This window comes from Pseudomonas persica (assembly GCF_900291015.1).
Classification (GTDB): domain Bacteria; phylum Pseudomonadota; class Gammaproteobacteria; order Pseudomonadales; family Pseudomonadaceae; genus Aquipseudomonas.
Genome location: NZ_OLKL01000018.1, coordinates 39,217 through 62,995, shown reverse-complemented (window position 1 = coordinate 62,995; position 23,779 = coordinate 39,217). Strand labels below are relative to the sequence as shown.

18 protein-coding genes and 1 pseudogene are annotated in these 23,779 nt (G+C 64.4%); 7 read left to right on the top strand and 12 right to left on the bottom strand.

Going from position 1 to position 23,779, the window contains the following annotated elements:
* Positions 1-107 precede the first annotated feature (107 nt).
* Together FQ664_RS09130 and FQ664_RS09125 are read right to left on the bottom strand one after the other, a co-directional pair.
* A complete protein-coding gene (locus FQ664_RS09130) occupies positions 108-404 on the bottom strand; it encodes a BolA family protein (protein WP_003252644.1) in 297 nt (98 codons plus the stop codon).
* Between the two features lie 10 nt (positions 405-414).
* A complete protein-coding gene (locus FQ664_RS09125) occupies positions 415-939 on the bottom strand; it encodes a DUF2059 domain-containing protein (RefSeq protein ID WP_144171645.1) in 525 nt (174 codons plus the stop codon).
* Between the two features lie 155 nt (positions 940-1,094).
* Between FQ664_RS09125 and FQ664_RS09120 the strand changes: the two genes are divergently transcribed.
* Complete coding sequence (locus tag FQ664_RS09120; protein ID WP_144171644.1) at positions 1,095-2,489, top strand: class II fumarate hydratase; 1,395 nt, start codon at positions 1,095-1,097, stop codon at positions 2,487-2,489.
* Between the two features lie 123 nt (positions 2,490-2,612).
* Here FQ664_RS09120 and FQ664_RS09115 read toward each other — a convergent pair whose 3' ends face one another.
* Positions 2,613-3,575, bottom strand: a complete 963-nt coding sequence (locus tag FQ664_RS09115; RefSeq protein WP_144171643.1) for a DMT family transporter — start codon at positions 3,573-3,575, stop codon at positions 2,613-2,615.
* 193 nt (positions 3,576-3,768) lie between these two features.
* Positions 3,769-5,262, bottom strand: coding sequence for a polyphosphate:AMP phosphotransferase (pap, locus tag FQ664_RS09110; protein ID WP_144171642.1), 1,494 nt, complete (start codon positions 5,260-5,262; stop codon positions 3,769-3,771).
* Between the two features lie 186 nt (positions 5,263-5,448).
* On the opposite strand from pap, the gene mnmC reads away from it, so the two are divergent.
* The 5 genes from mnmC (at position 5,449) to FQ664_RS09085 (ending at position 12,720) form a co-directional block, all read left to right on the top strand.
* Positions 5,449-7,413 carry a bifunctional tRNA (5-methylaminomethyl-2-thiouridine)(34)-methyltransferase MnmC2/FAD-dependent 5-carboxymethylaminomethyl-2-thiouridine(34) oxidoreductase MnmC1 gene (mnmC, locus tag FQ664_RS09105; RefSeq protein ID WP_144171641.1) on the top strand — a complete coding sequence of 655 codons (1,965 nt, stop codon included), beginning with the start codon at positions 5,449-5,451 and terminating at the stop codon, positions 7,411-7,413.
* A gap of 151 nt (positions 7,414-7,564) precedes the next feature.
* Positions 7,565-9,352 carry an N-acetylglutaminylglutamine amidotransferase gene (locus tag FQ664_RS09100; RefSeq protein WP_144171640.1) on the top strand — a complete coding sequence of 596 codons (1,788 nt, stop codon included), beginning with the start codon at positions 7,565-7,567 and terminating at the stop codon, positions 9,350-9,352.
* A gap of 3 nt (positions 9,353-9,355) precedes the next feature.
* Positions 9,356-11,101: an N-acetylglutaminylglutamine synthetase gene (gene ngg, locus FQ664_RS09095; RefSeq protein WP_144171639.1), complete on the top strand. Its 1,746-nt coding sequence runs from the start codon at positions 9,356-9,358 to the stop codon at positions 11,099-11,101.
* 130 nt (positions 11,102-11,231) lie between these two features.
* Positions 11,232-12,416, top strand: a complete 1,185-nt coding sequence (locus FQ664_RS09090) for an osmoprotectant NAGGN system M42 family peptidase (protein WP_144171638.1) — start codon at positions 11,232-11,234, stop codon at positions 12,414-12,416.
* A 76-nt stretch (positions 12,417-12,492) separates the two neighbouring features.
* Positions 12,493-12,720, top strand: a complete 228-nt coding sequence (locus tag FQ664_RS09085; protein WP_051099660.1) for a YheU family protein — start codon at positions 12,493-12,495, stop codon at positions 12,718-12,720.
* 97 nt (positions 12,721-12,817) lie between these two features.
* Here the strand turns inward: FQ664_RS09085 and csrA are convergent, their stop codons facing one another.
* Both csrA and FQ664_RS09075 read right to left on the bottom strand, forming a co-directional pair.
* Positions 12,818-12,997 carry a carbon storage regulator CsrA gene (gene csrA, locus FQ664_RS09080; RefSeq protein ID WP_144171637.1) on the bottom strand — a complete coding sequence of 60 codons (180 nt, stop codon included), beginning with the start codon at positions 12,995-12,997 and terminating at the stop codon, positions 12,818-12,820.
* Positions 12,998-13,117: 120 nt separating this feature from the next.
* The gene (locus FQ664_RS09075; protein WP_144171636.1) at positions 13,118-13,927 is read right to left on the bottom strand and encodes an SDR family oxidoreductase; all 810 of its coding nucleotides are present in this window, start codon (positions 13,925-13,927) and stop codon (positions 13,118-13,120) included.
* Between the two features lie 314 nt (positions 13,928-14,241).
* On the opposite strand from FQ664_RS09075, the gene FQ664_RS27750 reads away from it, so the two are divergent.
* A complete protein-coding gene (locus FQ664_RS27750) occupies positions 14,242-14,394 on the top strand; it encodes a DUF3309 family protein (RefSeq protein ID WP_254481028.1) in 153 nt (50 codons plus the stop codon).
* Positions 14,395-14,538: 144 nt separating this feature from the next.
* Here the strand turns inward: FQ664_RS27750 and FQ664_RS09070 are convergent.
* The 6 genes and pseudogenes from FQ664_RS09070 to FQ664_RS09045 form a co-directional block, all read right to left on the bottom strand.
* A pseudogene (locus FQ664_RS09070) lies at positions 14,539-17,544 on the bottom strand (transporter substrate-binding domain-containing protein); the annotation flags it as partial.
* A 57-nt stretch (positions 17,545-17,601) separates the two neighbouring features.
* Positions 17,602-18,225, bottom strand: a complete 624-nt coding sequence (locus FQ664_RS09065; RefSeq protein WP_144171634.1) for a response regulator transcription factor — start codon at positions 18,223-18,225, stop codon at positions 17,602-17,604.
* 33 nt (positions 18,226-18,258) lie between these two features.
* On the bottom strand, positions 18,259-18,993 hold the full coding sequence (locus tag FQ664_RS09060; RefSeq protein WP_144171633.1) for a fimbrial biogenesis chaperone: 735 nt from the start codon (positions 18,991-18,993) through the stop codon (positions 18,259-18,261).
* A 202-nt stretch (positions 18,994-19,195) separates the two neighbouring features.
* Positions 19,196-21,697: a TcfC E-set like domain-containing protein gene (locus tag FQ664_RS09055; protein ID WP_474707139.1), complete on the bottom strand. Its 2,502-nt coding sequence runs from the start codon at positions 21,695-21,697 to the stop codon at positions 19,196-19,198.
* A gap of 94 nt (positions 21,698-21,791) precedes the next feature.
* Entirely contained in the window at positions 21,792-22,268 is a 477-nt protein-coding gene (locus FQ664_RS09050; protein WP_144171632.1) for a CS1 type fimbrial major subunit, read from the bottom strand.
* A gap of 171 nt (positions 22,269-22,439) precedes the next feature.
* Positions 22,440-23,636 carry a hypothetical protein gene (locus FQ664_RS09045; RefSeq protein ID WP_144171631.1) on the bottom strand — a complete coding sequence of 399 codons (1,197 nt, stop codon included), beginning with the start codon at positions 23,634-23,636 and terminating at the stop codon, positions 22,440-22,442.
* Between the last annotated feature and the right edge of the window lie 143 nt (positions 23,637-23,779).

The window sequence follows — 23,779 nt, the reverse complement described above, 5'->3', positions numbered from 1 at the left end:
GCCGGCAAGCCGGCTCCCACAGATAGTGGGAGCCGGCTTGCCGGCGATGGGCTGCACAGCAGCCCCCTTTGGGATGGTGCGGATTCTACCAGAACAACTGCAAGGTTTCAGTGCCCGCCGCCCGCGCACACCGGCGAGGCCGGTGCAACGCCGACCTTGGCCCACTCTTCGGCGGTGTAGGTGTGGATGGCCAGGGCATGGATCTCGCCCATCAGCTCGCCCATGGTGGCGTACACCTTCTGGTGGCGCTTGACGCTGTTCAACCCGGCAAACTGCTCGCTGACGATCACTGCCTTGTAGTGGGTCTCCTGACCACGACTGTGCATGTGGCTTTCGTTGAGCACTTGCAGGTGTTGCGGCGCCAGGGCAGCCAGCTGCTGTTCGATACGCTGTTGCATGGTCATCGCGGGGTACTCACTTCTTCGCCGGGGCGGCGGCCTTGCCAGCGTTCGGGTCCAGTTCCTTGGTCATGTCGTCCAGCAGCTTGTTCACTACCGGTACCGCTGGCTCCAGGCTCTGCTGGGTCAGCTGGGCCGACTGCTGGGTGACCTTGGGCATTTCGCGCAGCACTTTCTTGCCCAGCGGCGATTCGTAGAACTTGACCAGGTCCTTGAGCTCCTGCTCGGTGAAGGTCTGGGTGTACAGATCGACCATCTTCGGCTTCAGCTTGTTCCAGCCGATGGCGTTGTCCAGCGCGGCGTTGGCCTTGGCCTGGTAGCTTTCCAGCAGCGGCTGCTTGGTGGCCGGGGCCTTGGTCTGGGCGAAACGCTGGGCGAACATCTGCTGGACCTGCATGTACACCGGGGTGCCCAGCTTGTCGGCGTTGGCCAGGGTCAGGAATTTCTCGGCAGCAGCGTTGTGGCTGGCGGTGGCAGCGAGTACCTGGCCGCTGGCGCAAGCCAGGGCAACGGCGGCACAAAGGACACGGAGACGGGTCATTGCATTTCCTTCAGAAGAGAGGGAGGCGGGTACCTCAGAGTAGAGCATTCTGCGCCGTGGTGGCGATGTGCTCAAGTGGCACGACGAGCGACTGAACCGCCCGGTCGAATCAGGGCCTAAACTGCGATTTCGAACTACACAGGAGTGAGTACAGAATGAGCCGTATCGAGACAGACAGCCTGGGCCCGGTCGAAGTTCCTGAGGACGCCTACTGGGGTGCGCAGACCCAGCGTTCGCTGATCAACTTCGCCATTGGCAAGGAACGCATGCCCATCGCGGTGCTGCACGCCCTGGCGCTGATCAAGAAGGCCGCGGCACGCGTCAACGACCGTAATGGCGACTTGCCGGCCGACATCGCCCGGCTGATCGAACAGGCCGCCGACGAAGTGCTGGGCGGCCAGCATGACGACCAGTTCCCGCTGGTGGTCTGGCAGACCGGCAGCGGCACCCAGAGCAACATGAACGTCAACGAAGTGATCGCCGGGCGGGCCAACGAACTGGCCGGCAAGGGCCGTGGCGGCAAGGCGCCCGTGCACCCCAACGACCACGTCAACCGCTCGCAGAGTTCCAACGACTGCTTCCCCACCGCCATGCACATTGCCGCGGCGCAGGCGGTGTACAACAAGCTGCTGCCGGCCATCGCCGAGCTGTCCTCGGGGCTGGCCGAGCTGTCGGCACGCCACCACAAGCTGGTGAAGACCGGCCGCACGCACATGATGGACGCCACGCCGATCACCTTCGGCCAGGAGGTGTCGGCCTTCGTCGCCCAGCTCGACTACGCCCAGCGCGCCATCCGCGCCACCCTGCCAGCGGTGTGCGAACTGGCCCAGGGCGGCACTGCCGTGGGCACCGGGCTCAACGCCCCGCATGGTTTTGCCGAAGCCGTCGCCGCCGAGCTGGCGGCGCTGTCTGGCCTGCCGTTCGTCACTGCGCCGAACAAGTTCGCTGCCCTCGCCGGCCACGAGCCGCTGACCAGCCTGGCCGGTGCCCTGAAGACCCTGGCCGTGGCCCTGATGAAAATCGCCAACGACCTGCGCCTGCTGGGCTCCGGCCCGCGCGCCGGGCTGGCCGAGGTACGCCTGCCGGCCAATGAGCCAGGCAGCTCGATCATGCCAGGCAAGGTCAACCCGACCCAGTGCGAAGCGCTGTCGATGCTGGCCTGCCAGGTGCTGGGCAACGATGCCGCGATCGGCTTTGCCGCCAGCCAGGGGCATTTGCAACTGAACGTGTTCAAGCCGGTGATCATCCACAACCTGCTGCAGTCGATCGAATTGCTGGCTGACGGCTGCCGCAACTTCCAGCAGCACTGCGTGGCGGGCATCGAGCCGGATGCCGAGCAGATGGCGGCACACCTGGAGCGGGGGCTGATGCTGGTGACGGCGCTGAACCCGCATATTGGCTATGACAAGGCGGCGGAAATTGCCAAGAAGGCCTATGGCGAAGGCAAGACCTTGCGCGAGGCGGCACTGGAGTTGAAGTACCTGACCAATGAGCAGTTCGACCAGTGGGTGAGGCCGGAGAACATGCTGGCCCCGGGGGGCAAAGGCTAAGTCATGTGCTGCCTTTACCGGCCCTTTCGCGGGTAAACCCGCTCCCACAGGATTACCACAAAGCTGAATATTGTGGGGTCCCTGTGGGAGCGGGTTCACCCGCGAAGAGGCCGGTACAGGCCATCACTGAACCTGGGCCAGCCGCGCCCTGCGCGCCCGCCACCCAGCCACCAGCGATGGCCCCAGCGCCACCAGCGCCGAGCCCAGCACCACCGTCACCGCCCCCACATAGCCCAGGCCATTGATGTCCTCGGCATGCACATACTCAGGCCACACCAAGGCCGCCAGCGCCACCGCCACAAAGGTCACCAGCGGAGTCAGCGCCAGCGTGGCGCTCACCCGTGACGCCTCCCAGTGCGCCAGCGCCTCGGCAAACGCGCCATAGGCCACCAGGGTATTCAGGCAACAGGCCAGCAACAGCCAGCCTTGCACGGGGGTCAGCCGCAACGCCTCCAGCGGGTGGACCCAGGGCGTCAGCAGCGCGGCGCAGCCGAGGTAGATCACCATCATTACCTGCTGCGAATGCCACACAGTCAGCAGCTGCTTCTGGCTAAGCGCATAGAACACCCAGATGCTGGTGGCCAGCAGGATGGTCAGCACACCAGTGGTATAGGTGCCGAGCGAGGACAGCAGCTCTTCCAGGCGCTGGTTGAAGAACAGGCCAAACCCTGCCAGCAGGATCAGCAGGCCCATGCCCTGCCCCAGGCTGAAACGCTCGCGGAACACGAACACGCTGGCCACCAGCAACAGCACCGGGCCAATCTGCACCACCAGTTGCGCGGTGCCCGGGCTGAGCAGGTTGAGGCCGATCAGGTACAGCACGTAGTTGCCCATCAGGCCGAACACGGCCACTACCACCAGGCCTTTGCCCTTGGGCGCCAGTTTGCTGAAGGAAGGCAACCTGCGCTTGGCGGCCAGCCAGGCGAACAGCAGGCCACCGGAGACCAGCAGGCGGTACCAGGTGACGGTGACCGGGTCGACCACTTGCAGCACCTGCTTGAGCTTGATCGGCAGGATGCCCCAGAGCAGTGCAGTCAGAAGTGCCAGGAACAGGCCATAGCCCCAGCGGCCAGTAGTGGTGTGCATAACGTCCTCGATCAAGCCCGTGGTGGGGGTGGTTGAATTCTACGGGCTTCGAGGGTGGGGACGGTGGCGAATGCCGGGAAAAGAATTCATCAGGTCATTCTTCTGCGGCATGGCTTGCCCGATGTGTTGCCTGTGCCGGCCTCTTCGCGGGTAAACCCGCGAAGAGGCCGGCACAGGCAAACAGGAACTTCGATTATTTCTTGTCCTTGGCAAACGCCGCCTCAAGCGCCTGGTTGAGGGTGCGCAACACCTTCACCCGCGCCCAGCGCTTGTCGTTGGCCTCCACCAGCGTCCACGGCGCAATCTCGCTGCTGGTGCGGTCGACCATGTCCCCCACCGCCTGGACATAGGCGCCCCACTTGTCGCGGTTGCGCCAGTCATCTTCGGTGATCTTGTAGCGCTTGAACGGGATCTGCTCGCGCTCTTCAAAGCGCTCCAGCTGGGTCTGCTGGTCGATCGCCAGCCAGAACTTGACCACCACCGTGCCAGCATTCACCAGCTGTTCCTCGAAATCGTTGATCTCGCTGTAGGCACGCATCCAGTCGGCCGGGCTGCAGAAGCCTTCCACCCGCTCCACCAGCACCCGGCCATACCAGGAGCGGTCGAAGATGGTGAACTTGCCACGCGCCGGAATGTGCCGCCAGAACCGCCACAGGTAAGGCTGCGCGCGCTCTTCTTCAGTGGGCGCGGCAATCGGCACGATACGGTACTGGCGCGGGTCCAGCGCCGCGGCCACGCGGCGGATGGCACCGCCCTTGCCGGCAGCGTCGTTGCCTTCGAACACCGCCACCAGGGCATGCTGGCGCATGCGCTTGTCGCGCAGCAGGCCGGCCAGGCGGGCCTGCTCGGTGACCAGTTGCTCCTGGTAGTCGGACTTGTCCAGGCGCAGGGTCATGTCCAGCGCACCGAGCAGGCTGCGCTGGTCGATGCTGCGCCCCAGTGGCGCGACGTTGCCCTGGTGCTTGCCTTTGGGGTTGTTGGCCAGTGCCGCCTGCAGGCTTTCCAGCAGGATGCGCCCTACCGCCAGGCTGCGGTAGTTCGGGTCGACGCCCTCGATGATATGCCATGGCGCATAGTCGCGGCTGGTGCGGCGCAGCACGCGCTCACCAAAGCGCACGAAACGGTCGTAGGTTTCCGACTGCTGCCAGTCCAGCGGGCTGATCTTCCAGCTGTGCAAGGGGTCGTCCTTGAGCGATTTCAGCCGCGCCTTCATCTGCTTCTTGGACAGGTGGAACCAGAACTTGATGATCAGCGCGCCTTCATCGCACAGCATCTGCTCCAGGTGTTCGGCACCGGTGATGGCCTGGTCGAGCACGGCATCCTTGAACACCCCGTGTACCCGCCCCTGCAGCATCTGGCTGTACCAGTTGCCGAAGAACACGCCCATCCGCCCCTTCGGTGGCAGGGCCCGCCAGTAGCGCCAGGCCGGCGGGCGGGCCAGCTCTTCGTCGGTCTGCTGGTCGAAGGTGAGCACATCGATCATGCGCGGGTCCATCCACTCATTGAGCAGTTTGACCGTCTCGCCCTTGCCGGCGCCTTCGACGCCGTTGATCAGCACGATCACCGGGAAACGCGCCTGCTGCTTGAGTTCGTACTGGGCTTCAAGCAGGGCCTCGCGCAAAGCGGGCACCTCGGCGTCGTAAGCCTCCTTGTCGATGCTATGGCCGATTTCGGCGGATTCGAACATGCACTGGCTCCTTCAATGGATAAGCAAGACTAGCGGATTTGTAAGCTGCCTCCCACAGGTACTGCGCTACCTTTGAAGGCGGTAAAAATCGTGTGGGAGCGGGTTTACCCGCGAAGAGGCCGGCACAGCCTGCGCAAACCTCCCGGATGGCATAAAATCCGCCCATCCGCTGCAACCGAGCCAACCATGTCCACCCTCCTCCAGCATGCCCAGATCGACTGGGACGACCAGGGCCGCCCCCATTCGCGGCAATACGACGACGTCTATTTCGCGGTCAACGAAGGCATCGAAGAAACCAAGCACGTGTTTCTTGGGCAAACCCGCCTGGCCGAGCGCTTTGCCGACCTTGCCCCGCACACCTGCCTGGTGATCGGCGAAACCGGTTTCGGCACCGGCATGAACTTCTACTGCGCCTGGCAACTGTTCGAGCAACACGCCCACGCCCACGCCCGCCTGCATTTCGTCAGCGTCGAAAAGTACCCCCTCGGTCGCGACGACATGGCCCGCGCCCTGCGCCTCTGGCCGGAACTGGCGGCCTACAGCCAGCCCCTGCTGGAGCAATACGTGGCAGTGCACCCGGGCTTCCAGCAGTTCACCTTCGACAACGGCCGGGTCACCCTCACCCTGCTGATAGGTGACGTACTGGAACAGCTGCCGCAACTCGATGCGCAGATCGATGTGTGGTTCCTCGATGGCTTCGCCCCGGCCAAGAACCCCGACATGTGGACCCCGGAGCTGTTCGCACAGCTGGCGCGGCTGTCACACCCCGGCACGGTGCTAGGCACTTTCACCACCACCGGCTGGGTACGCCGCAGCCTGGTCGACGCCGGCTTCGCCATGAAGAAGGTGCCGGGCATCGGCAAGAAATGGGAAGTGATGAGCGGCGCCTATGTCGGCCCCGTGCCCAGCCCCGGCGCGCCATGGTACGCACGCCCGGCTGCCACGGCGGGGCGGCGTGAAGCGCTGGTGATAGGGGCCGGGCTCGCCGGCAGCACAACCGCCGCCAGCCTGGCCCGGCGTGGCTGGCAGGTTACCGTACTGGAACGCCACGACACCCCGGCACGGGAAGCTTCGGGTAACCCGCAAGGGGTGCTGTACCTCAAACTGTCTGCCCATGGCACGGCGCTGTCGCAGATGATCCTGGCCGGTTTCGGCTACACCCGGCGCCAGCTGCAGCGCCTGCAACGTGGCCGCGACTGGGATGCCTGCGGCGTGCTGCAACTGGCCTTCGACAACAAGGAAGCCGAACGCCAGGGCAAACTGACCGCCGCCTTCGAACATGGCCTGCTGCACTCGCTGCAACGTGCAGAGGCTGAAGCCGTCGCCGGGGTGGCCTTGCCGGCGGGTGGGCTGTTCTATCCCGAAGGTGGCTGGGTGCACCCGCCGGCGCTGTGCCTGCAGCAGTTGCAGCACCCGGGTATTCGCCTGCTGACGCACCTGGAGGTGCTCGAGTTGCGCAAGCTCGACGGGCAGTGGCAAGCCTGGGCGGGCGAACGCCTGCTGGCCAGCGCGCCGGTGGTGGTCCTGGCCGGTGCCGCCGACGTACTGCGCTTCGAGCCGTGCGCGCAGCTGCCGCTCAAGCGCATCCGCGGGCAGATCACCCGCCTGCCGGCCACCGCCAGCAGCCGCGCGCTGCGCACCGTGGTGTGTGCGGAAGGCTATGTGGCGCCGCCGCGCGGGGATGAACATACCTTGGGTGCGAGCTTCGACTTCCACAGCACAGACCTGGCGCCGACGGTGGCCGAGCACCAGGGCAACCTGGCGTTGCTGGAGGAGATTTCGGTCGACCTGGCCCAGCGTCTGGGTGCCGCCGAGCTGGACGCCGGGCAATTGCAGGGGCGCGCGGCGTTCCGTTGCACCAGCCCGGATTACCTGCCGATCGTCGGGCCGGTAGCGGATGCGCAGGCGTTCACCGAAGCCTACGCAGTGCTGGGCCGGGATGCGCGGCAGGTGCCGGATGTGGCCTGCCCTTGGCTGGCTGGGTTGTATGTGAACAGCGGGCATGGCTCGCGCGGGTTGATCACGGCACCGTTGAGCGGCGAACTGGTGGCGGCCTGGGTGTGCGGGGAACCGCTGCCGTTGCCACGGGCGGTCGCGGAGGCTTGTCACCCGAACCGGTTTGCCTTGCGCAAGTTGATTCGCGGGAAATAGGGAACTGGGACCGCCGTGCAGCCCTTCGCAGGCTGCGCAGCAGCCCCATATAACAGATCGGTCTAAAACTCTCATAAAGCACACAGGTCAGTTCCTTGAGGTGCCCTAATCCGGGGCACCCCCTCCCCAACGGAAAAACCGGTAAGGACCTATGTGCGGATTAGCAGGAGAGTTGCGTTTCACCCCCATCGACCAAGCCCCTCGCCCAGCCGACCTGGCTGCGGTAGAGCGCATCACCCACCACCTGGCGCCCCGCGGCCCTGATGCCTGGGGCTTCCATAGCCACGGCCCGATCGCCCTCGGCCACCGGCGCCTGAAAATCATGGACCTGTCCGACGGCTCTGCCCAGCCAATGGTCGACAACACCCTGGGCCTGTCGCTGGCCTTCAACGGCGCCATCTACAACTTCCCCGAACTGCGCCAGGAGCTGCAGGCCCTGGGCTACAGCTTCTGGTCCGACGGCGACACCGAGGTGCTGCTCAAGGGCTACCACGCCTGGGGCGCTGCCTTGCTGCCCAAGCTCAATGGCATGTTCGCCCTGGCCATCTGGGAACGCGACAACCAGCGCTTGTTCCTGGCCCGCGACCGCCTGGGCGTCAAACCCTTGTACCTGTCACGCAACGGCGAGCGCCTGCGTTTCGCCTCGACCCTGCCGGCGCTGCTCAAGGGTGGTGACATCGACCCGATGCTCGACCCGGTGGCGCTCAACCACTACCTGAACTTCCACGCCGTGGTGCCGGCGCCACGCACACTGCTGGCCAACGTGCAAAAGCTGGAACCCGGCACCTGGATGCGCATCGACCACCATGGCGAAGTGGAACGCCAGACCTGGTGGCAGCTGCACTACGGCGCCAACCCCGATGAGCGTGAGCTGGACCTGGAAGGCTGGACCAGCCGCGTACTCGATGCCACTCGCGACGCCGTGGCCATTCGCCAACGGGCAGCGGTGGACGTGGGTGTGCTGCTGTCGGGCGGGGTCGACTCCAGCCTGCTGGTCGGCCTGCTGCGCGAAGTGGGCGTGGACAACCTGTCGACCTTCTCCATCGGTTTCGAGGATGCCGGCGGCGAACGCGGCGACGAGTTCCAGTACTCCGACCTGATTGCCAAGCACTACGGCACCCGTCACCACCAGTTGCGCATCGCCGAGCACGAGATCATCGAGCAGCTGCCAGCCGCCTTCCGCGCCATGAGCGAGCCAATGGTCAGCCACGACTGCATCGCCTTCTACCTGCTGTCGCGCGAAGTGGCCAAGCACTGCAAGGGCGTGCAAAGCGGCCAGGGTGCCGACGAGCTGTTCGCCGGCTACCACTGGTACCCACAGGTGGACGGCGCCGAGGACGCCTTTGCCGCCTACCGCGAGGCCTTCTTCGACCGCAGCCACGCCGAGTACCGCGACACCGTGCAGGCACCCTGGCTGCTTGAAACCGACGCGGCCGGCGACTTCGTCCGTGAACACTTCGCCCGCCCTGGCGCCCCCGATGCGGTAGACAAGGCGCTGCGCCTGGACAGCACGGTGATGCTGGTCGATGACCCGGTCAAGCGGGTCGACAACATGACCATGGCCTGGGGCCTGGAGGCGCGCACGCCGTTCCTCGACTACCGCCTGGTGGAACTGTCGGCGCGCATTCCGGCACGCTTCAAGCTGCCCGACGGCGGCAAGCAGGTGCTCAAGCAGGCGGCGCGGCGGGTGATTCCGCACGAGGTGATCGACCGCAAGAAGGGCTACTTCCCGGTGCCGGGCCTCAAGCACCTGGAAGGCGCCACCCTCGGCTGGGTGCGTGAGTTGCTGACCGACCCCAGCCAGGACCGCGGGCTGTTCAACCCGGCCATGCTCGACCGCCTGCTGGGCAACCCGCACGGCCAGTTGACGCCGCTACGCGGCTCCAAGCTGTGGCAACTGGCGGCGCTGAACCTGTGGCTGAGCGAACAAGGAATCTGACCGATGAAAGCTCACGAGATCGCTTACGGTCAGCGCCTGCTGCGCGGCCAGGCGCCGTCCTACGAGCGCTTGCAGGCGCGCCTGGCCGGCGATGGCAGCCAGCCCCACGACCAGCCGCGCGCCGTGCATTGCGGCTGGGGCCGGCTGCTGATCGGCCACACTTACCCCAACCCGGCCGACCTGGCCGCCGACCTGCTGGACGAACGCCCCGGCGAGCGCGACATCGCCCTGTACGTGGCCGCGCCGCAGCAGCTGCTGGCCCAGGCCCCGCAGCAACTGTTTCTCGACCCATCCGACACCCTGCGCCTGTGGTTCACCGACTACCGCCCGGCGCAGCGGGTGTTCCGCGGCTTCCGCGTGCGCCGGGCGCAGAACCCGGGCGACTGGCAGGCGATCAACACCCTGTACCAGGCGCGCGGCATGCTGCCGGTCGACGCCGAACTGCTCACCCCACTGCCCCTGGGCGGCCCGGTGTACTGGCTGGCCGAGGACGAAGACAGCGGCGCGGTAATCGGCAGCGTCATGGGCCTGAACCACGCCAAGGCGTTCGACGACCCCGAGCACGGCAGCAGCCTGTGGTGCCTGGCAGTAGACCCGCACTGCACCCGCCCCGGCGTGGGTGAAGTGCTGGTGCGCCACCTGATCGAGCACTTCATGAGCCGCGGCCTGGCCTACCTGGACCTGTCGGTGCTGCACGACAACCGCCAGGCCAAGCGCCTGTACCAGAAGCTGGGTTTTCGCAACCTGCCGACCTTCGCGGTCAAGCGCAAGAACGGCATCAACCAGCAGCTGTTCCTGGGCCCGGGCCCCGAGGCCGGGCTCAACCCCTACGCGCGCATCATTGTCGACGAAGCGCTGCGCCGGGGCATCGAGGTACAAGTGGACGATGCCGCCGGCGGGCTGTTTACCCTGAGCCTGGGCGGGCGCCGCATTCGCTGCCGTGAGTCGCTCAGCGACCTGACCAGCGCCGTGACCATGACCCTGTGCCAGGACAAGCGCCTGACCCGGCATGCCCTGCACAACGCCGGGTTGCAGGTGCCGGCACAGCAGCTGGCCGGCAATGCCGACGACAACCTGGCGTTTCTCGACGAGCATGGCGCGGTGGTGGTCAAGCCGGTCGATGGCGAGCAAGGCCAAGGGGTGGCGGTGAACCTCACCTGCATTGACGACATCACCCGCGCCGTGGCACATGCTCGCCAGTTCGACAGCCGCGTGTTGCTGGAGAGCTTCCATGCCGGGCAGGACCTGCGCATCGTGGTGATCGGCTATGAAGTGGTGGCCGCCGCCATCCGTCACCCGGCGCAGGTGCTGGGGGATGGCACGCACAGCATCCGCCAGCTGATCGAGGCCCAGAGCCGCCGGCGCCAGGCGGCAACCGCTGGCGAAAGCCGCATTCCACTGGATGACGAAACCGAGCGCACCCTGCGCGCGGCGGGCTTTGGCTATGACGACGTGTTGCCCGCCGGCCGGCGCCTGGCCGTGCGGCGCACCGCCAACCTGCACACCGGTGGCACCCTGGAGGATGTGACCGAACGCCTGCACCCGGTGCTGGCCGATGCCGCCGTGCGCGCTGCGCGGGCGCTGGAGATTCCGGTGGTGGGGCTGGACTTCATGGTGCCTGATGCCGGGCAACCGGAGTACGTGATCATCGAGGCCAACGAGCGTGCCGGGTTGGCCAACCATGAACCGCAGCCGACCGCCGAGCGATTTATGGACCTACTGTTTCCGCATAGCCGGCCTTTGGCATAAACCAGTGCCGGCCTCTTCGCGGGTAACCCCGCTCCCACAGCGACCCCACAGTTCCTGCGGGCAGCGCTGTACCTGTAGGAGCGGGTTTACCCGCGAAGAGGCCGGCACAGGAGTAAAGGAGTCCCCAACCATGTCCGACCGACATCCCGAACCCGATCTCGACTACCTCAAGCGCGTGTTGCTGGAGATGCTCGCCATTCCCAGCCCCACCGGCTTCACCGACACCATCGTGCGCTACGTGGCCGAACGCCTGGACGAGCTGGGCATCCCTTTCGAGCTGACCCGCCGGGGCACCATCCGCGCCACCTTCAAGGGCCGGCAGACCTCGCCCGACCGTGCCGTATCCGCCCACCTGGACACCATCGGCGCCAGTGTGCGCCAGGTGCAGGACAACGGCCGCCTGGCCCTGGCGCCGGTCGGCTGCTGGTCCAGCCGCTTTGCCGAAGGCAGCCGGGTCAGCGTGTTCACCGACACTGGCGTATACCGGGGTAGCGTGCTGCCGCTGATGGCCAGCGGGCATGCCTTCAATACCGCCATCGACCAGATGCCGATCAGCTGGGAACACGTGGAGGTACGCCTGGACGCCTACTGCGCCACCCGTGCCGACTGCGAGGCACTGGGCGTGAGCATCGGTGATTTCGTAGCCTTCGACCCACTGCCCGAATTCACCGAAAGCGGCCATATCAGCGCCCGCCACCTGGACGACAAGGCCGGTGTGGCAGCGCTGCTGGCGGCGCTGAAAGCCGTGGTGGAAAGCGGCCGCCAGCCGCTGATCGACTGCCACCCGCTGTTCACCATCACCGAGGAGACCGGCTCGGGCGCCGCTGGCGCGCTGCCTTGGGATGTCAGCGAGTTCGTCGGCATCGACATCGCCCCGGTGGCGCCCGGGCAAGCCTCCAGCGAGCATGCAGTGAGCGTGGCCATGCAGGACTCGTCAGGGCCTTACGACTACCATTTGTCCCGCCACCTGCTGAAACTGGCCGGCGACTACGACCTGCCGGTGCGGCGCGATGTGTTCCGTTACTACTTCAGCGATGCCCATTCAGCGGTGACGGCGGGGCACGACATTCGTACCGCGCTGGTGGCGTTTGGCTGCGACGCCACCCATGGGTATGAGCGAACCCATATCGACAGCCTGGCGGCGCTGAGCCGGTTGCTGTCGGCGTACCTGCTGAGCCCGCCGGTGTTTGCCAGCGATTCGCAACCGGCCAATGCGTCGCTGGAACGCTTCAGCCACCAGCTGGAGCATGATGCGCAGATGGAGAGCGAGACACGGGTGCCGGCGGTGGATAGCCTGCTCGGGAACAAGGGCTGAGGGGGATGCAAAGCGGCCCCAAAATGCCAGTTTTTTCGCGTAGCATGCCCCCACCAACCCCTAGGCAACGCCCACCATGCTGATCCCCTACGACCAACTGCAAGCCGAAACCCTGACTCGCCTGATCGAGGACTTCGTCACCCGCGACGGTACCGACAACGGCGACGACACCCCGCTGGAAACCCGTGTGCTGCGGGTGCGCCAGGCATTGGCCAAGGGCCAGGCGTTCATCCTGTTCGACCCGGAAAGCCAGCAGTGCCAGTTGCTGGCCAGGCATGATGTGCCCCGGGAGTTGCTCGACTAGCAGGCCTGGCCTCTTCGCGGGTAAACCCGCTCCCACAGGTACGGCACAATCCTCGCGAGCGATGCGATCCCTGTGGGAGAGGCCAGTGCAGGCGGCATCAGGCTTTGCTTTGCTTGGCAGCCTTGATGCGCTTGTACACCTCGGCCCGATGCACCGGTACCTGGCGCGGGGCATCCACGCCAAAGCGCACCACCCCGTCCCGCGTCTCCACCACCATGACCCGAATGTCATCACCAATCACGATGACCTCCCCTACTTCGCGCCCTATTACCAACATGCTCCGATCCTCCAGCGAAAGGGAAAACCGGAGCCTGCCTTGATGGCATTCGGCTACTCAATAGCGCTACAGTGATTCAGAAACGCCCTACATTTTTGGGTAAATTTCCCTACAGACCAATCAGCGCGAATGGGCCTTGGCGCGCATTTTCACCGCCATTTCAGCCATCTCGTCATACAGCCGCTCGGGGGCCTGGCGCTTCAGTTGCCAGGCCTGGCGCCCGGCCTCGTGGGGCAGGATCAGGAATTCACCCGCGCCAACCTGCTGGTGGATGTAGTCGGCGATTTGCGCCGCGTTGATCGGCGAGCCTTCCAGCAGCTTGCCAACCTGCGTTTTCATTGCCGGGTTCGGCCCGCGGAACGAGTCCAGCAGGTTGGTCTGGAAGAACGATGGGCACACCACGTGCACCGCCACCTCCAGCTGGCGCAGTTCCACCAGCAGGCTTTCCGACAGGGCCAGCACGCCGGCCTTGGCCACGTTGTAGTTGCTCATGCCCGGGCCCTGCATCAGCGCGGCCATCGAGGCGATGTTGATGATCCGCCCCTTGCTGCGCTCCAGCAGCGGCAGGAAGGCCTTGCAGCCCTTGACCACGCCCATCAGGTTGACTGCGATCTGCCAGTCCCAGTCCTCCAGCGACAGTTCGGCGAAGAACCCGCCCGAGGCGACGCCGGCGTTGTTGACGATCACGTCGATGCCGCCGAACTGCTCGGTGCAGGCCTGGGCCAGGGCGGTGAGCTGGCTGTAGTCGCGCACGTCGCAGCGCTGGACGAAGCCCTCGCCGCCAGCCGCGCAGGCTAGCGCCAGGGTTTCGCGCAGGCCGGCTTCGTTGACATCGGCCAGCGCCAGGCGCCAGCCCTCACGCGCCCAGCGCAGGGCGATCTCGCGGCCGAGGCCGGACCCGGCGCCGGTGATCATGATGCGGTTTTGCATGGTGGCTGGCCTTGTTCCGATGGGTGGTGCAACGAGTCTAATCAAGGCCTGGGGGGCTGGCAGGGTTCATCAGGATAGTGAATGGGCGGGCATGACTGTATGTAGTCAGCTCCGGCCTCTTCGCGGGTAAACCTGCCCCCACAGGATCACCACAGGCCTGAGGGCTGCACTGTCCCCGTGGGAGCGGGTTTACCCGCGAAGAGGCCGGCACAGGCAACCATTCAAATGGAATCTTTGACATACCCCACCAGTCCTTATTTACAAGAGGCCAGCAGTCCGAGGCCCTTGACCTTCAACCACGCAAGGACTCCGTCATGACCACGATCCTCATCATCATCCTGATCCTTCTGCTGATTGGTGGCTTACCGGTCTTCCCGCACTCGCGCAGCTGGGGCTACGGCCCGTCCGGCATCGTCGGCGTGGTGCTGGTGGTCCTGTTGGTATTGTTGTTGCTCGGCATGATATGACCCCGCCACGCCCTGCCCGGCCTGGCGCGCCAGCTGCAGTTCGAGGCACCGCATGGCGTCGCCCATGGCACGCACTGCCAAGCCGAGCGCAGCGCGTTCCAGAGGCTGGGCGTGGCAACACCGTTCGACCTGCTCGCACGCGGCCATCAGGGCATCGGCGCGGGCAATCCGAGCGCCGCCCTTGACCCGATGAGCCAGTTCCGCCAACGCAGGCACATCATCGTTGAGCGCCTCCAGACACTGCAGGTCGTCCCGGTTGCTGCTGCGCAGGTCACGCAGCAAAGCCTTGAACGCAGCGTTATCGCTACCCACCAGGTGCTCCAGGTGGCTCAGGTCGAACATCGGCGCCTGCTGGTCCTGGGCCCGCCGCTGGCAATTGGCCAAGGCACGCGCAAGGCTGTTCAGCCCCAATGGCTTGAACAGGCATTCGTCCATGCCGGCCGCACGACAACGCCGGCGCTCGCGCTCCACGGCGCTGGCGGTCAGACCGATCACACGACAGGGCAGCCTGCCCGTGCGCCGCTCATGTTCGCGGATCGCGCGTGACAAGGCATAACCGTTGAGGCGTGGCATACAGCAATCGCTGATCACCATATCGAAGTCCTCCTTGAGCCACAGGCGCAGCGCCTGGGCGCCATCTTCGACGACTCTGGCCTGGTGCCCGAGGTAATCGAGCTGCTGCGCGAGCAACAGACGGTTGGACGAATAGTCATCGGCCACCAGCACTCGAAGACGCGCTTGCCGGACGGGCTCCGGCAATACCGGCTGCGGCTCGACGCGAGCTTCGCTCTCGGCCAGGGCCAGGTCCAGAAAGACATTCACCTGAGTCCCCTTGCCCAGCACGCTGTGTATCTGCAGGCTACCCCCCATCATCTCGCACAGGCTGCGGCTGATGCCCAGGCCCAGGCCCGCACTGCTACGGGCGGATTGCCGCTGGTTGCTGGCCTGGCGGAACAACTGGCCCAGGGCATGCAGCTCCGAGGCGGCGATGCCGATCCCGGTATCCTCGACCGACAGTTCGACCTGCAGGCACTGCGCCTGCCGTCGCCCCCGCAGACTCACTCGTACATACCCCTGCTGGGTGAACTTGATAGCGTTACTCACCAGGTTGGCCAGCACTTGCTTGAAACGCAGCGGGTCCAGCATGACCCATGCAGGGATGTCGCCCTGGACCTCCAGGTGCAAGGCCACGCCTTTGGCGTTCGCCTGTTGCTCGAACAATTGCACCACCCGGGCGACCTGTTCGTGCAGGCCAACCCGTTCCGGCACCAGTTGCAAACGGCCCGCCTCGATGCGGGTGATATCGAGGATATCGCCGATCAACTCCAGCAAGCCATGGGCGGCATCACTGGCCACATCGATGGCCAGGCGGTCGAGCACACCCTGGGCAGCCTTGCGCTGAGCCAGCTCCAGCATGCCCTGCACCGCGTGCAGCGGCGTGCGGATCTCATGGCTCATGGTCGCCAGGAAATCGGTCTTGGCCTGGTTCGCCTGCTCGGCCTTACGGGTGGCACGTCGCAACTTCAGGTGCAGCCGCCGCAGGTAGCGCACCCACAACAAGGTCATGGCCAACAGGACAAGCACCGCCGAGAAACCGAGCAGGATCCGACTCTTGTAACGCGGCCACACGCCGTCGGCGACGATCATCGGGTTACGCCAGCGCCGTACCAGGTTGTCGATTTCCTGCGGGGCCAGCGTGAGCAGCGCCTTGTTGAGGATCCCTTGCAGCTCCTTCGCACCACGGACACTGGCGAAGGCAAAGTGCACCGGTGACAAGGGCAGGCTGGCACTTATCTTCAGGCTCCCGGGGTACCAGCGGGCAATCATGGAGCGGGCGTCATCGTAGGTCAGTATCGCCCCCATGGCCTGGCCGCGCGCCACCGCACGCAGGGCCTCCAGCGGCCCAGCCGTCAGGTGCGTGCGAATTCCGGGATACCGTTGGCGCAAGGTTTCCTGCGACACGCTCCCGGCCACCACCGCCACCTGCTGGCCTTCGAGCTGGGCAAGGTCGGACGGCGCCCAGGCTTCGTCACGGGTCACCAGCACCCGGGGCGCACTGAGGTAGGCACGGCTGAAGTCCAGTTGCCGCCGACGCGACGGGCTGTCGGGCAGGCCACCGATCAATTGCGCCTGGCCACTGCGCAACTGATCGATCATCTGCTCGATAGTGCCGCCGCGCCTGACATCGAAGTGCAGGCCGGTGCGCCGGCTGATCATCTGCAGGATGTCCAGGCTCAGGCCACGCCACTCGCCGTTGGCGTCACGGTAGCTCAGCGGCAGCAGGTGTTCGTCCAGCAGCACGGTGATCCTCGGGTTGTCATGCAACCAGCGCTCTTCGGCATCGGTCAGTTGCAAGGGACTGGAGAGGTCGTTTTCCGTGATGCTCGAACGCCAGCGCGTGTGGACCCTGGCATGCTGCTCCTCGGTCAGGCTATCGAGCGCCATGTCGACCAGTTCCGCCAAGGGGCTGCGATTGTCCGCCATGGCAAAGCCCACGTCCTGCCCCGGCATCCCGGCACGGCCGACCTCCCGCCACTCGCCCGATTGATTGCGCCCCAGCACATAACGGATGCCCTGGGCATTGCCCAGGAACACGTCGGCCTGGTTCAGCATCAAAGCTGCCAGGGCGCTGGCAGGCGCCGGGTAGGGCTGTACCTGGGCGTTCGGATAGTACGTGCGGATCTGCTCCGGTGAGCGATAACCCTCCAGAACCGACAGGCGAAAGGGCCGTTGCGGCTCAAGCGATACAAACGCATCATCGGCCTGCTCGAGCAACCAAGGTTCATCATGGGCGTAGGGCCGCGACAACCGCAGGCCAGCCTCCATCGCCTGCCGGGACGTGACCGAGCCGAGCAGGTCGATGCGGCCATCACGCAAGGCTGCGGCGGCCTCTTCGAAAGTAACGAACAGCGTGATGTCCAGATGCAAGCGCAGTTGCCTGGCCAGCATCCCGGCGTAGTCGGCGGTGATGCCTTCGTAGGTCAGCCCCGTGCCAAGGATATCGAACGGCGGGTTCTCCCGGTTGATCACCCCCAGGCGAAGCTGGCGGTGCTCCCACAACCAGCGCAACTGCTGGCCATCGAGGTCCAGGCGAACGCCTTCGGGCCACGCGCGCGAATACAACTGCGGGGCGTCCTGGGCGAATGTCATGGCACAACTGCACAACACGATCGCAAGCAGAAAACGCATCAACACGCAGACACAGGGCTAGATCATCTGGTTGCGGCGTGCGAGGTCGGCCAGTTCGATCAGCGTGCTCACCCTGAGTTTCTCCAACAACCGGCCTTTATAGGTGCTGATGGTCTTGTTGCTGAGTAGCATCTTTTCACCAATGACCTTGTTGGACAAACCACGGGCCAGGTGCTGGAGGATGATGATCTCGCGATTGCTGAGCATGGCCAGGCGCTGGGACTCGCTGACCGCCATGTCCTCGCACCTCACCGAACTGTGCGAGACATCCGGGAAGTAGCTGTAGCCCGAACGCAATGCCTGAACCGCCTTGCTCAACTCCGTCAAGTCATCGCTCTTGCACAAGAACCCTGAAGCACCGGCCTTCATGCAGCGCAGGGAAAAGTAATCGGCTGTCTGCGAGGTCAGCACCAGCACCTTGGGCGGCGGTTCTATCTCTCGGGTCCGGGCCAGCACTTGCAGCCCATCCAGGCCGGGCAGGATGATGTCGAGCAACACCAGGTCCGGTATGCATTCACGGGCCAGGCGCACGGCATCGATACCGTTGCCCGCCTGTCCAACCACCTCGTGGCCATCATGGCTCAGTTGCATGCAAACGCTGGAGCGAATGAAGGGGTGGTCGTCCACGACAAGAATTCTCATGGTATTTCGTCCTTTACAGGTAGAGCCGCTGGCTCAACTGTTGAAAACCATTTCCTGGTGCCTGTCACCTTCCTGCAGCTCGAAGCGATAGTGCTTCCCCGGTTGCTGATCGAGCGTGCGGGTCCGCCCTGGCAACAAGTGCTGCTTGGTCGCGTTGGAGCAATCACGGCCATCAGCCGCGCAGAGGCGCAGGTGGTCGAGTACCACCGTGGCGTTACCGTTGTTGGTCACCCGCACGCGCCCATTCTCCTCGCGTACCGGGGTGTCGAACTGAGTGTCGTTGGGCCGCACGAACAGCAAGGTGCCGTAGCCGGCGAGCAGGTTGACGCCTGCCGTGAGGCTTTCGCGATAGTCCTTGGCTTCCTGTGCACTGACCGCAAAGCCATCGTTCTGCTCAGGCAGCACCGGGATGAAGCGCAATCGGAAGTAGCGCTCCTGGTCACGCTTGCCGCGATACAGCAAGCGCACCGTTTGCATGCCCCGGGCCGGCACGATCAAGCGGGCCGGGCTGGCCACCACGCCACGCTGCTCCAACGGCAGGCCCTCCAGGTCGACTTCCTGGGCGACGCCGTTCTTGTCATAGACCAGCTCGACCACCGCGACCTTGACGAAGGCCGTGCTATCACCGCCATTGCGCACACGCTTGAGCAAGGTGCTCTTGCCGTCGGGCAGGTAGTCGTAAAGCTCACCGACATTCAACTCAGGCGCTGCGTGTACGCTCAGCGGCGCCAGCAACAGAGCCAGACACAGGAGTTTCCATGGATTCATTGCACAACCTCGCGATCATCCGCACTAGCCAACCACCATCATCCAACGCGCCATTATTCGCCAGATAACACCTCTGGAAAGTCAGACGCTTCCCAAGAAAAATGCGAAATTTCCTAAAGACAGCCGACGCCTCAGTGCTCATCAGCCAGATTTTTTGGCGACCACGGCTCGGCCAGGCATGGCACGAGCACCGCCGCATACCTCATCTGCCAACCTGCGCCTTGGCCAGCCCCTCGGCCTGGCAGGACACGTCCCCCGCCAGCAGGACATCGCCCTCGCGCTCCAGCCGGTTGACATCCAGCGTCAGCAAGCACACCGTTTGGCCATCCTGGCGAATCTCCAGGATTGGCGTGGATTCACTCATCTCCACCGCGAAATACCCACCAGGTTCGCTGACACTGCGGCTGGCGTGATTGAGCACCAGCGCCCCAGACATCGCCTGCCCCTGCCGGTCGAGCAGGCGCCCGAGCACGGTCACCGTGCGCATTACATGCAGCTGGCGATACTCAACGCCACCGCGATTGAGGTGATAGTCGAGGCTGGAGGGCTGGATGACTGCCGCCGGATCACGATCGCCTTCGAAATCGAACTGCACATAACCGGCCTTGTAGGCACCGACCGGGATGATGTTGCGCCCAGGGCGCAAGGTGGCGCCGAGGCCCGACTGGTCGTCGGCGCGCAGCTTGAGGTCCTTCATGTCACTGTCGACATCGATGATCAGCCCCGCGTCATAGGGCAGGTACTGCCCGCTCATGACCACCTTGCCGCTGCCAAGGCCAACGATGCTTTGCAGGTTGAGCCCACCTGTGAATTCGCCGTTGTAAGACGAGCGCTGGGCATAGGCATCGCCATACAAGGCCTTGCTCTGGAACTGGGTATTGCCACCCAGGCCCATGCCATAGCGGTCGACCGTCAGGTTGCCACCCAGGCTGTGGATCGGGCCGAGTTCGACGTCCTGCTGGTAAGCCAGCGACGCGTTCTGGTCACGCCCGCCGTCGCGCGAGGTACGGCTGCCAAGGCTTGCAGAGATGCGCTGGCCAGGTTGGCCGAGGCTCATGCTCATGGTGACAATGACACCCCGGTTGCGCGCCTCGCCGCTGCTGCTGGAGCCCGGACGGTCGAATAACGACAGGCGCCAGCTGGCGTCGGACCCCAAGAGCTTGCCGTAATACGACCAACCCAGGTCGATGCCAAGCCCTTCGGTCGAGCCTGTGGCATGAGAGACCCGCAGCGTCGCCGAGCTACGGGTATCGAGCCGATGATTGAACAGCACAGAGGTCTGGCTCTGCTCCCGGGCCTGTCGCGAACGGACCATGCCGTGCGATGCAAAACGGCGCTCATCGAGCCAGCTACGGCTATGGCTGAACACCAGGGAGCCCAGGTCGTGGTTCTGGACAAGCTGCAGGTCGAAGCCATCGCCCTGCCCCTCTGCCCGGAATACATTGCCAAATACCTTCAGGCGATCGGTCGGGTCCAAATCCAGCGAGGTGCCGTACTGCATGACCCCGTCCACCTGCTGCACGGAGGCGCCCAGCACCGCGCGCGGGTGCACCAGGTAGTTGGCCAGCATACCGGCACTGAGACTGGCGTCCCGGTCGTCATCCCAATTGCCCAGCAGTGTGTCCTGCTGGCCGAGGTAGACGTTATAGCGCCAGCGGTTTTCCGGGTTGCTCCAGTTGCTCGGTTTGTAGATGAACGCCTGGCTGCGCGAGGTTTCCTGCCCGTCTTCGAGCAAGCGCACCTCGACTTCATAGATGCCACCGGGCAGCACCCGGGTATCAAGGGTTTGTAGACCTGGCTGCACGGCCTGGCTGTTGATCAGCACACCGTTGCGATAGATCTCCACCACACCGGGGCGATTGGGCGTCACATAGACCGGCGTGGAACTGGCTTGACCGTTATCCACCAGCAGGCTGTCGCTGCTGCCAAACATCAGGCCCACAGTACTGTCGGGCCTGCTGCCCATCAAACGCGGCTGGCGAGTCAGGCCCTGGGCGCTCGGGGTAAAATACCCCAAGCGGAAGAAGTGTTCATCGTGCAAGCGCTCCGCATAGAGCTGCTCCATGCGATAGCGTGTGCCGTCCCGGCTGTCGCCGGCACGGTCGAAGCGGGCATCGGCGAGGGTCGTCCAGTTGCCCAGGCTGCCCTGGCCCTGGAGAAAATACCCACCACTGGTTGCACTGCCGCTGTTGACCAGGTTGAGCTGGTTGCGCACCAGCAGGCCATAGCTGCCTTGCTCGGGCAGGGCATGAAAGCGCTGGACCTCACCTTCCTGTTCAGCATGCTCGGTCAGCAGGGAGAGTTGGGAATTGACCAGGCTGTAGTGAATCGCCCGCAAGCCATCGACGCAATCGCGGGTGCAGCCCCCTAGCGGTCGCCCCTTCTCCAGGCGTTCTTGCCAACGCCGCCTTGCAGCCGCCGGTTCGCGACTGTCCTGGGTGTCGGTGAACTCGAGCAGTTGCACCTGCCCGTCACGGCTCAAGACCACCATGGCATCACCGAGATAACGGCCATCCAGGTCGATACGTACCGCCAAGGGCACATCGAAGAAATGCGCCTCGAATTCCCGTGGCAGACCTTCTGCCTGGATCAACGAGGCCATCGCCCCGGTAGACGTCGATGAAGCCCAGGCCGCAGGCAGCCCGGAAAGCAGCGCCAGCACCAGGCAGATGCGCGCATAAGCAAGAGGGGGAAAAGCAACCATGACTCTATCTGCAGGCAATGCCCTCCCCACCCCCGGGACAAGCCCGGGAGCGAGGTGGAGCGATGGATTAGGGAAGAGGCAGTGCGCAGTTACATCAAGGCGCGGCGGTTTCGAACATCATGCTGACCAGCCCTTGGTAGCTACCTGGCTTGTAACCACCCGCCGGCTGTTTCGGGGCCACTTCGAAGTCGACCAGCGCACCAGCACCTGCCTGGGCTGCATCGATGACCTCAGCGGACTTGGTCGTGAGCACGGTGGTGCCGACCTTCACATCCAGGTCAATGGCATCGAGGCCACTGGTGACTGCGGCCGGGTACAGCAGGTGGGCAGTGATCGGCCCGACAGTGCTCTTGGCCTGAAGTTGCTTACGTACCGGCTCGAGGGTGCCTTGAAAAGAGTTCCAGGCCATTTCCTGCGGTTCGTTCATCCAGTTGCCACCGACCGGCTCGACATAGAAGTTCGCGGTTGGGACGGTGGCAGTGATTTGAACCTGCTTCTCGATGGCATCGTCCGCAACGGCAGAACCGGCGACGAATGCCAGGAAGGGAATGGCTAAGTAAGCTGCTTTCACGAATAGATCTCCTTGGAAATTGCCGACAGCGTCAGCTAAAAATGTCAAACAGGCTTTTCGCCGCTGACAGGAGAATTATTCGATAGTCGCGGTTCGGGAAATACACGATCGCTCCTGACGATTTGTGGAAATTTCCCAAGCTTTCCCTCCAACCAACAGCCACACCCGCTCTCAGATCCAGGCATCGAACACCACGGTGACCTGCCCCTGATAGGTACTGCCAGGGTGCTTGACCATCTGCTCGACCCCTTCGCTCTCCACGCTGAAATGCAACGTGCCTGGCTGGTAGAGCAACGGCTGCGCAGGTTCGAGGACGCGCTTGTCATGCTCGAGGGTCGGCAATAGCACCTTGACCGCGCTGCTGCCTCCCGAGGTGGCGCTGCGTAGCGTCAATCGCGTGGAAACGGGCACTTCGTCTGCGTATTGGTTACGCAAGCCACAGCTATCGGCGGAAACGGTGTACTGGCATTTCACATAGACCGCAAATGGGCCATCGATCGTGATGCGGAACGGTATGTCCCGCGCCAACTGCTTCGGTGGCTTGCCACCCGACCAGCGAGACCAGCCGCCGGGCGGCTCCAGGACGGCACGGTCGGCCCCCTGCGGAAACTCGACATGAATGTCACGCTTGACGGTGAGCTCGAGCAGCACGTCCAGCACCGTGTCATTGATCACCTTCAGATTGTTCCCGAGGTCTATATCCCCACCATTGTCGACCCTGTAGGACAGCGTGGCGCTATAACGGCCTGGCTTCATGCTGCCGAGGGAGGGCAGTACCAGTTGGTAGGCCGCCCCCATTTCCTTCACGTAGACGTTGTAGTAACCGGGGAAGGGACCGCGGTCCGAATAACATGCTGCCCCACTGTCGCGCATCTGCAGCGCGACGGTAGCCCAGTCGCCCTCAAAGGGAGGGGGCTGCACACGAAGCGGGGAACAGCCATAGAAAGAGAACATCGCCGGGTTGTATAGCGAATACGCCGCGCGCACCATCATGCCAAAGACCAGGAACTTGAACTCGAAGGGGTAGGCATCCCCCCCGGTCTCGCTAGCCAGCATTCCTGTTCGTACTGGCGGTGGCTTGAGGTAGAGACGCTCCCGCTGGCCAGCGCGGGGATCGAAGGATTTCGTATAGTTGATCGGTATCGGCAGGGTCTGGGCAGTGGTGCACAAGTCAGGCCATATCTTGCAGTAAGGCGCAGCTGGCGAGTCGATCTGCAACTTGCCATTGCGATAAGTTGCCTTGATATGCACCTGCGCAGCCTGAGACAAGCCGGCGTACAGGAGTAGCATCAGGACCAACAGCCACTGCCAGCGCGGCAAGCCCAACCCTGAAACGCAGATGGCCACATGAACTTCTGTTTTCTTCATTCTTTTCCCCTCGGCACCTCTCACCCATGCCAGGCGCGGGAAGCGCCTGATTCAGCAGGGCAATGAAGCAGCATGAGGAGACAGCGCCACCCCTTACAAGGCGACGCCTCTTACGACTTTGTTGACATTTCCCAAACCCTGAG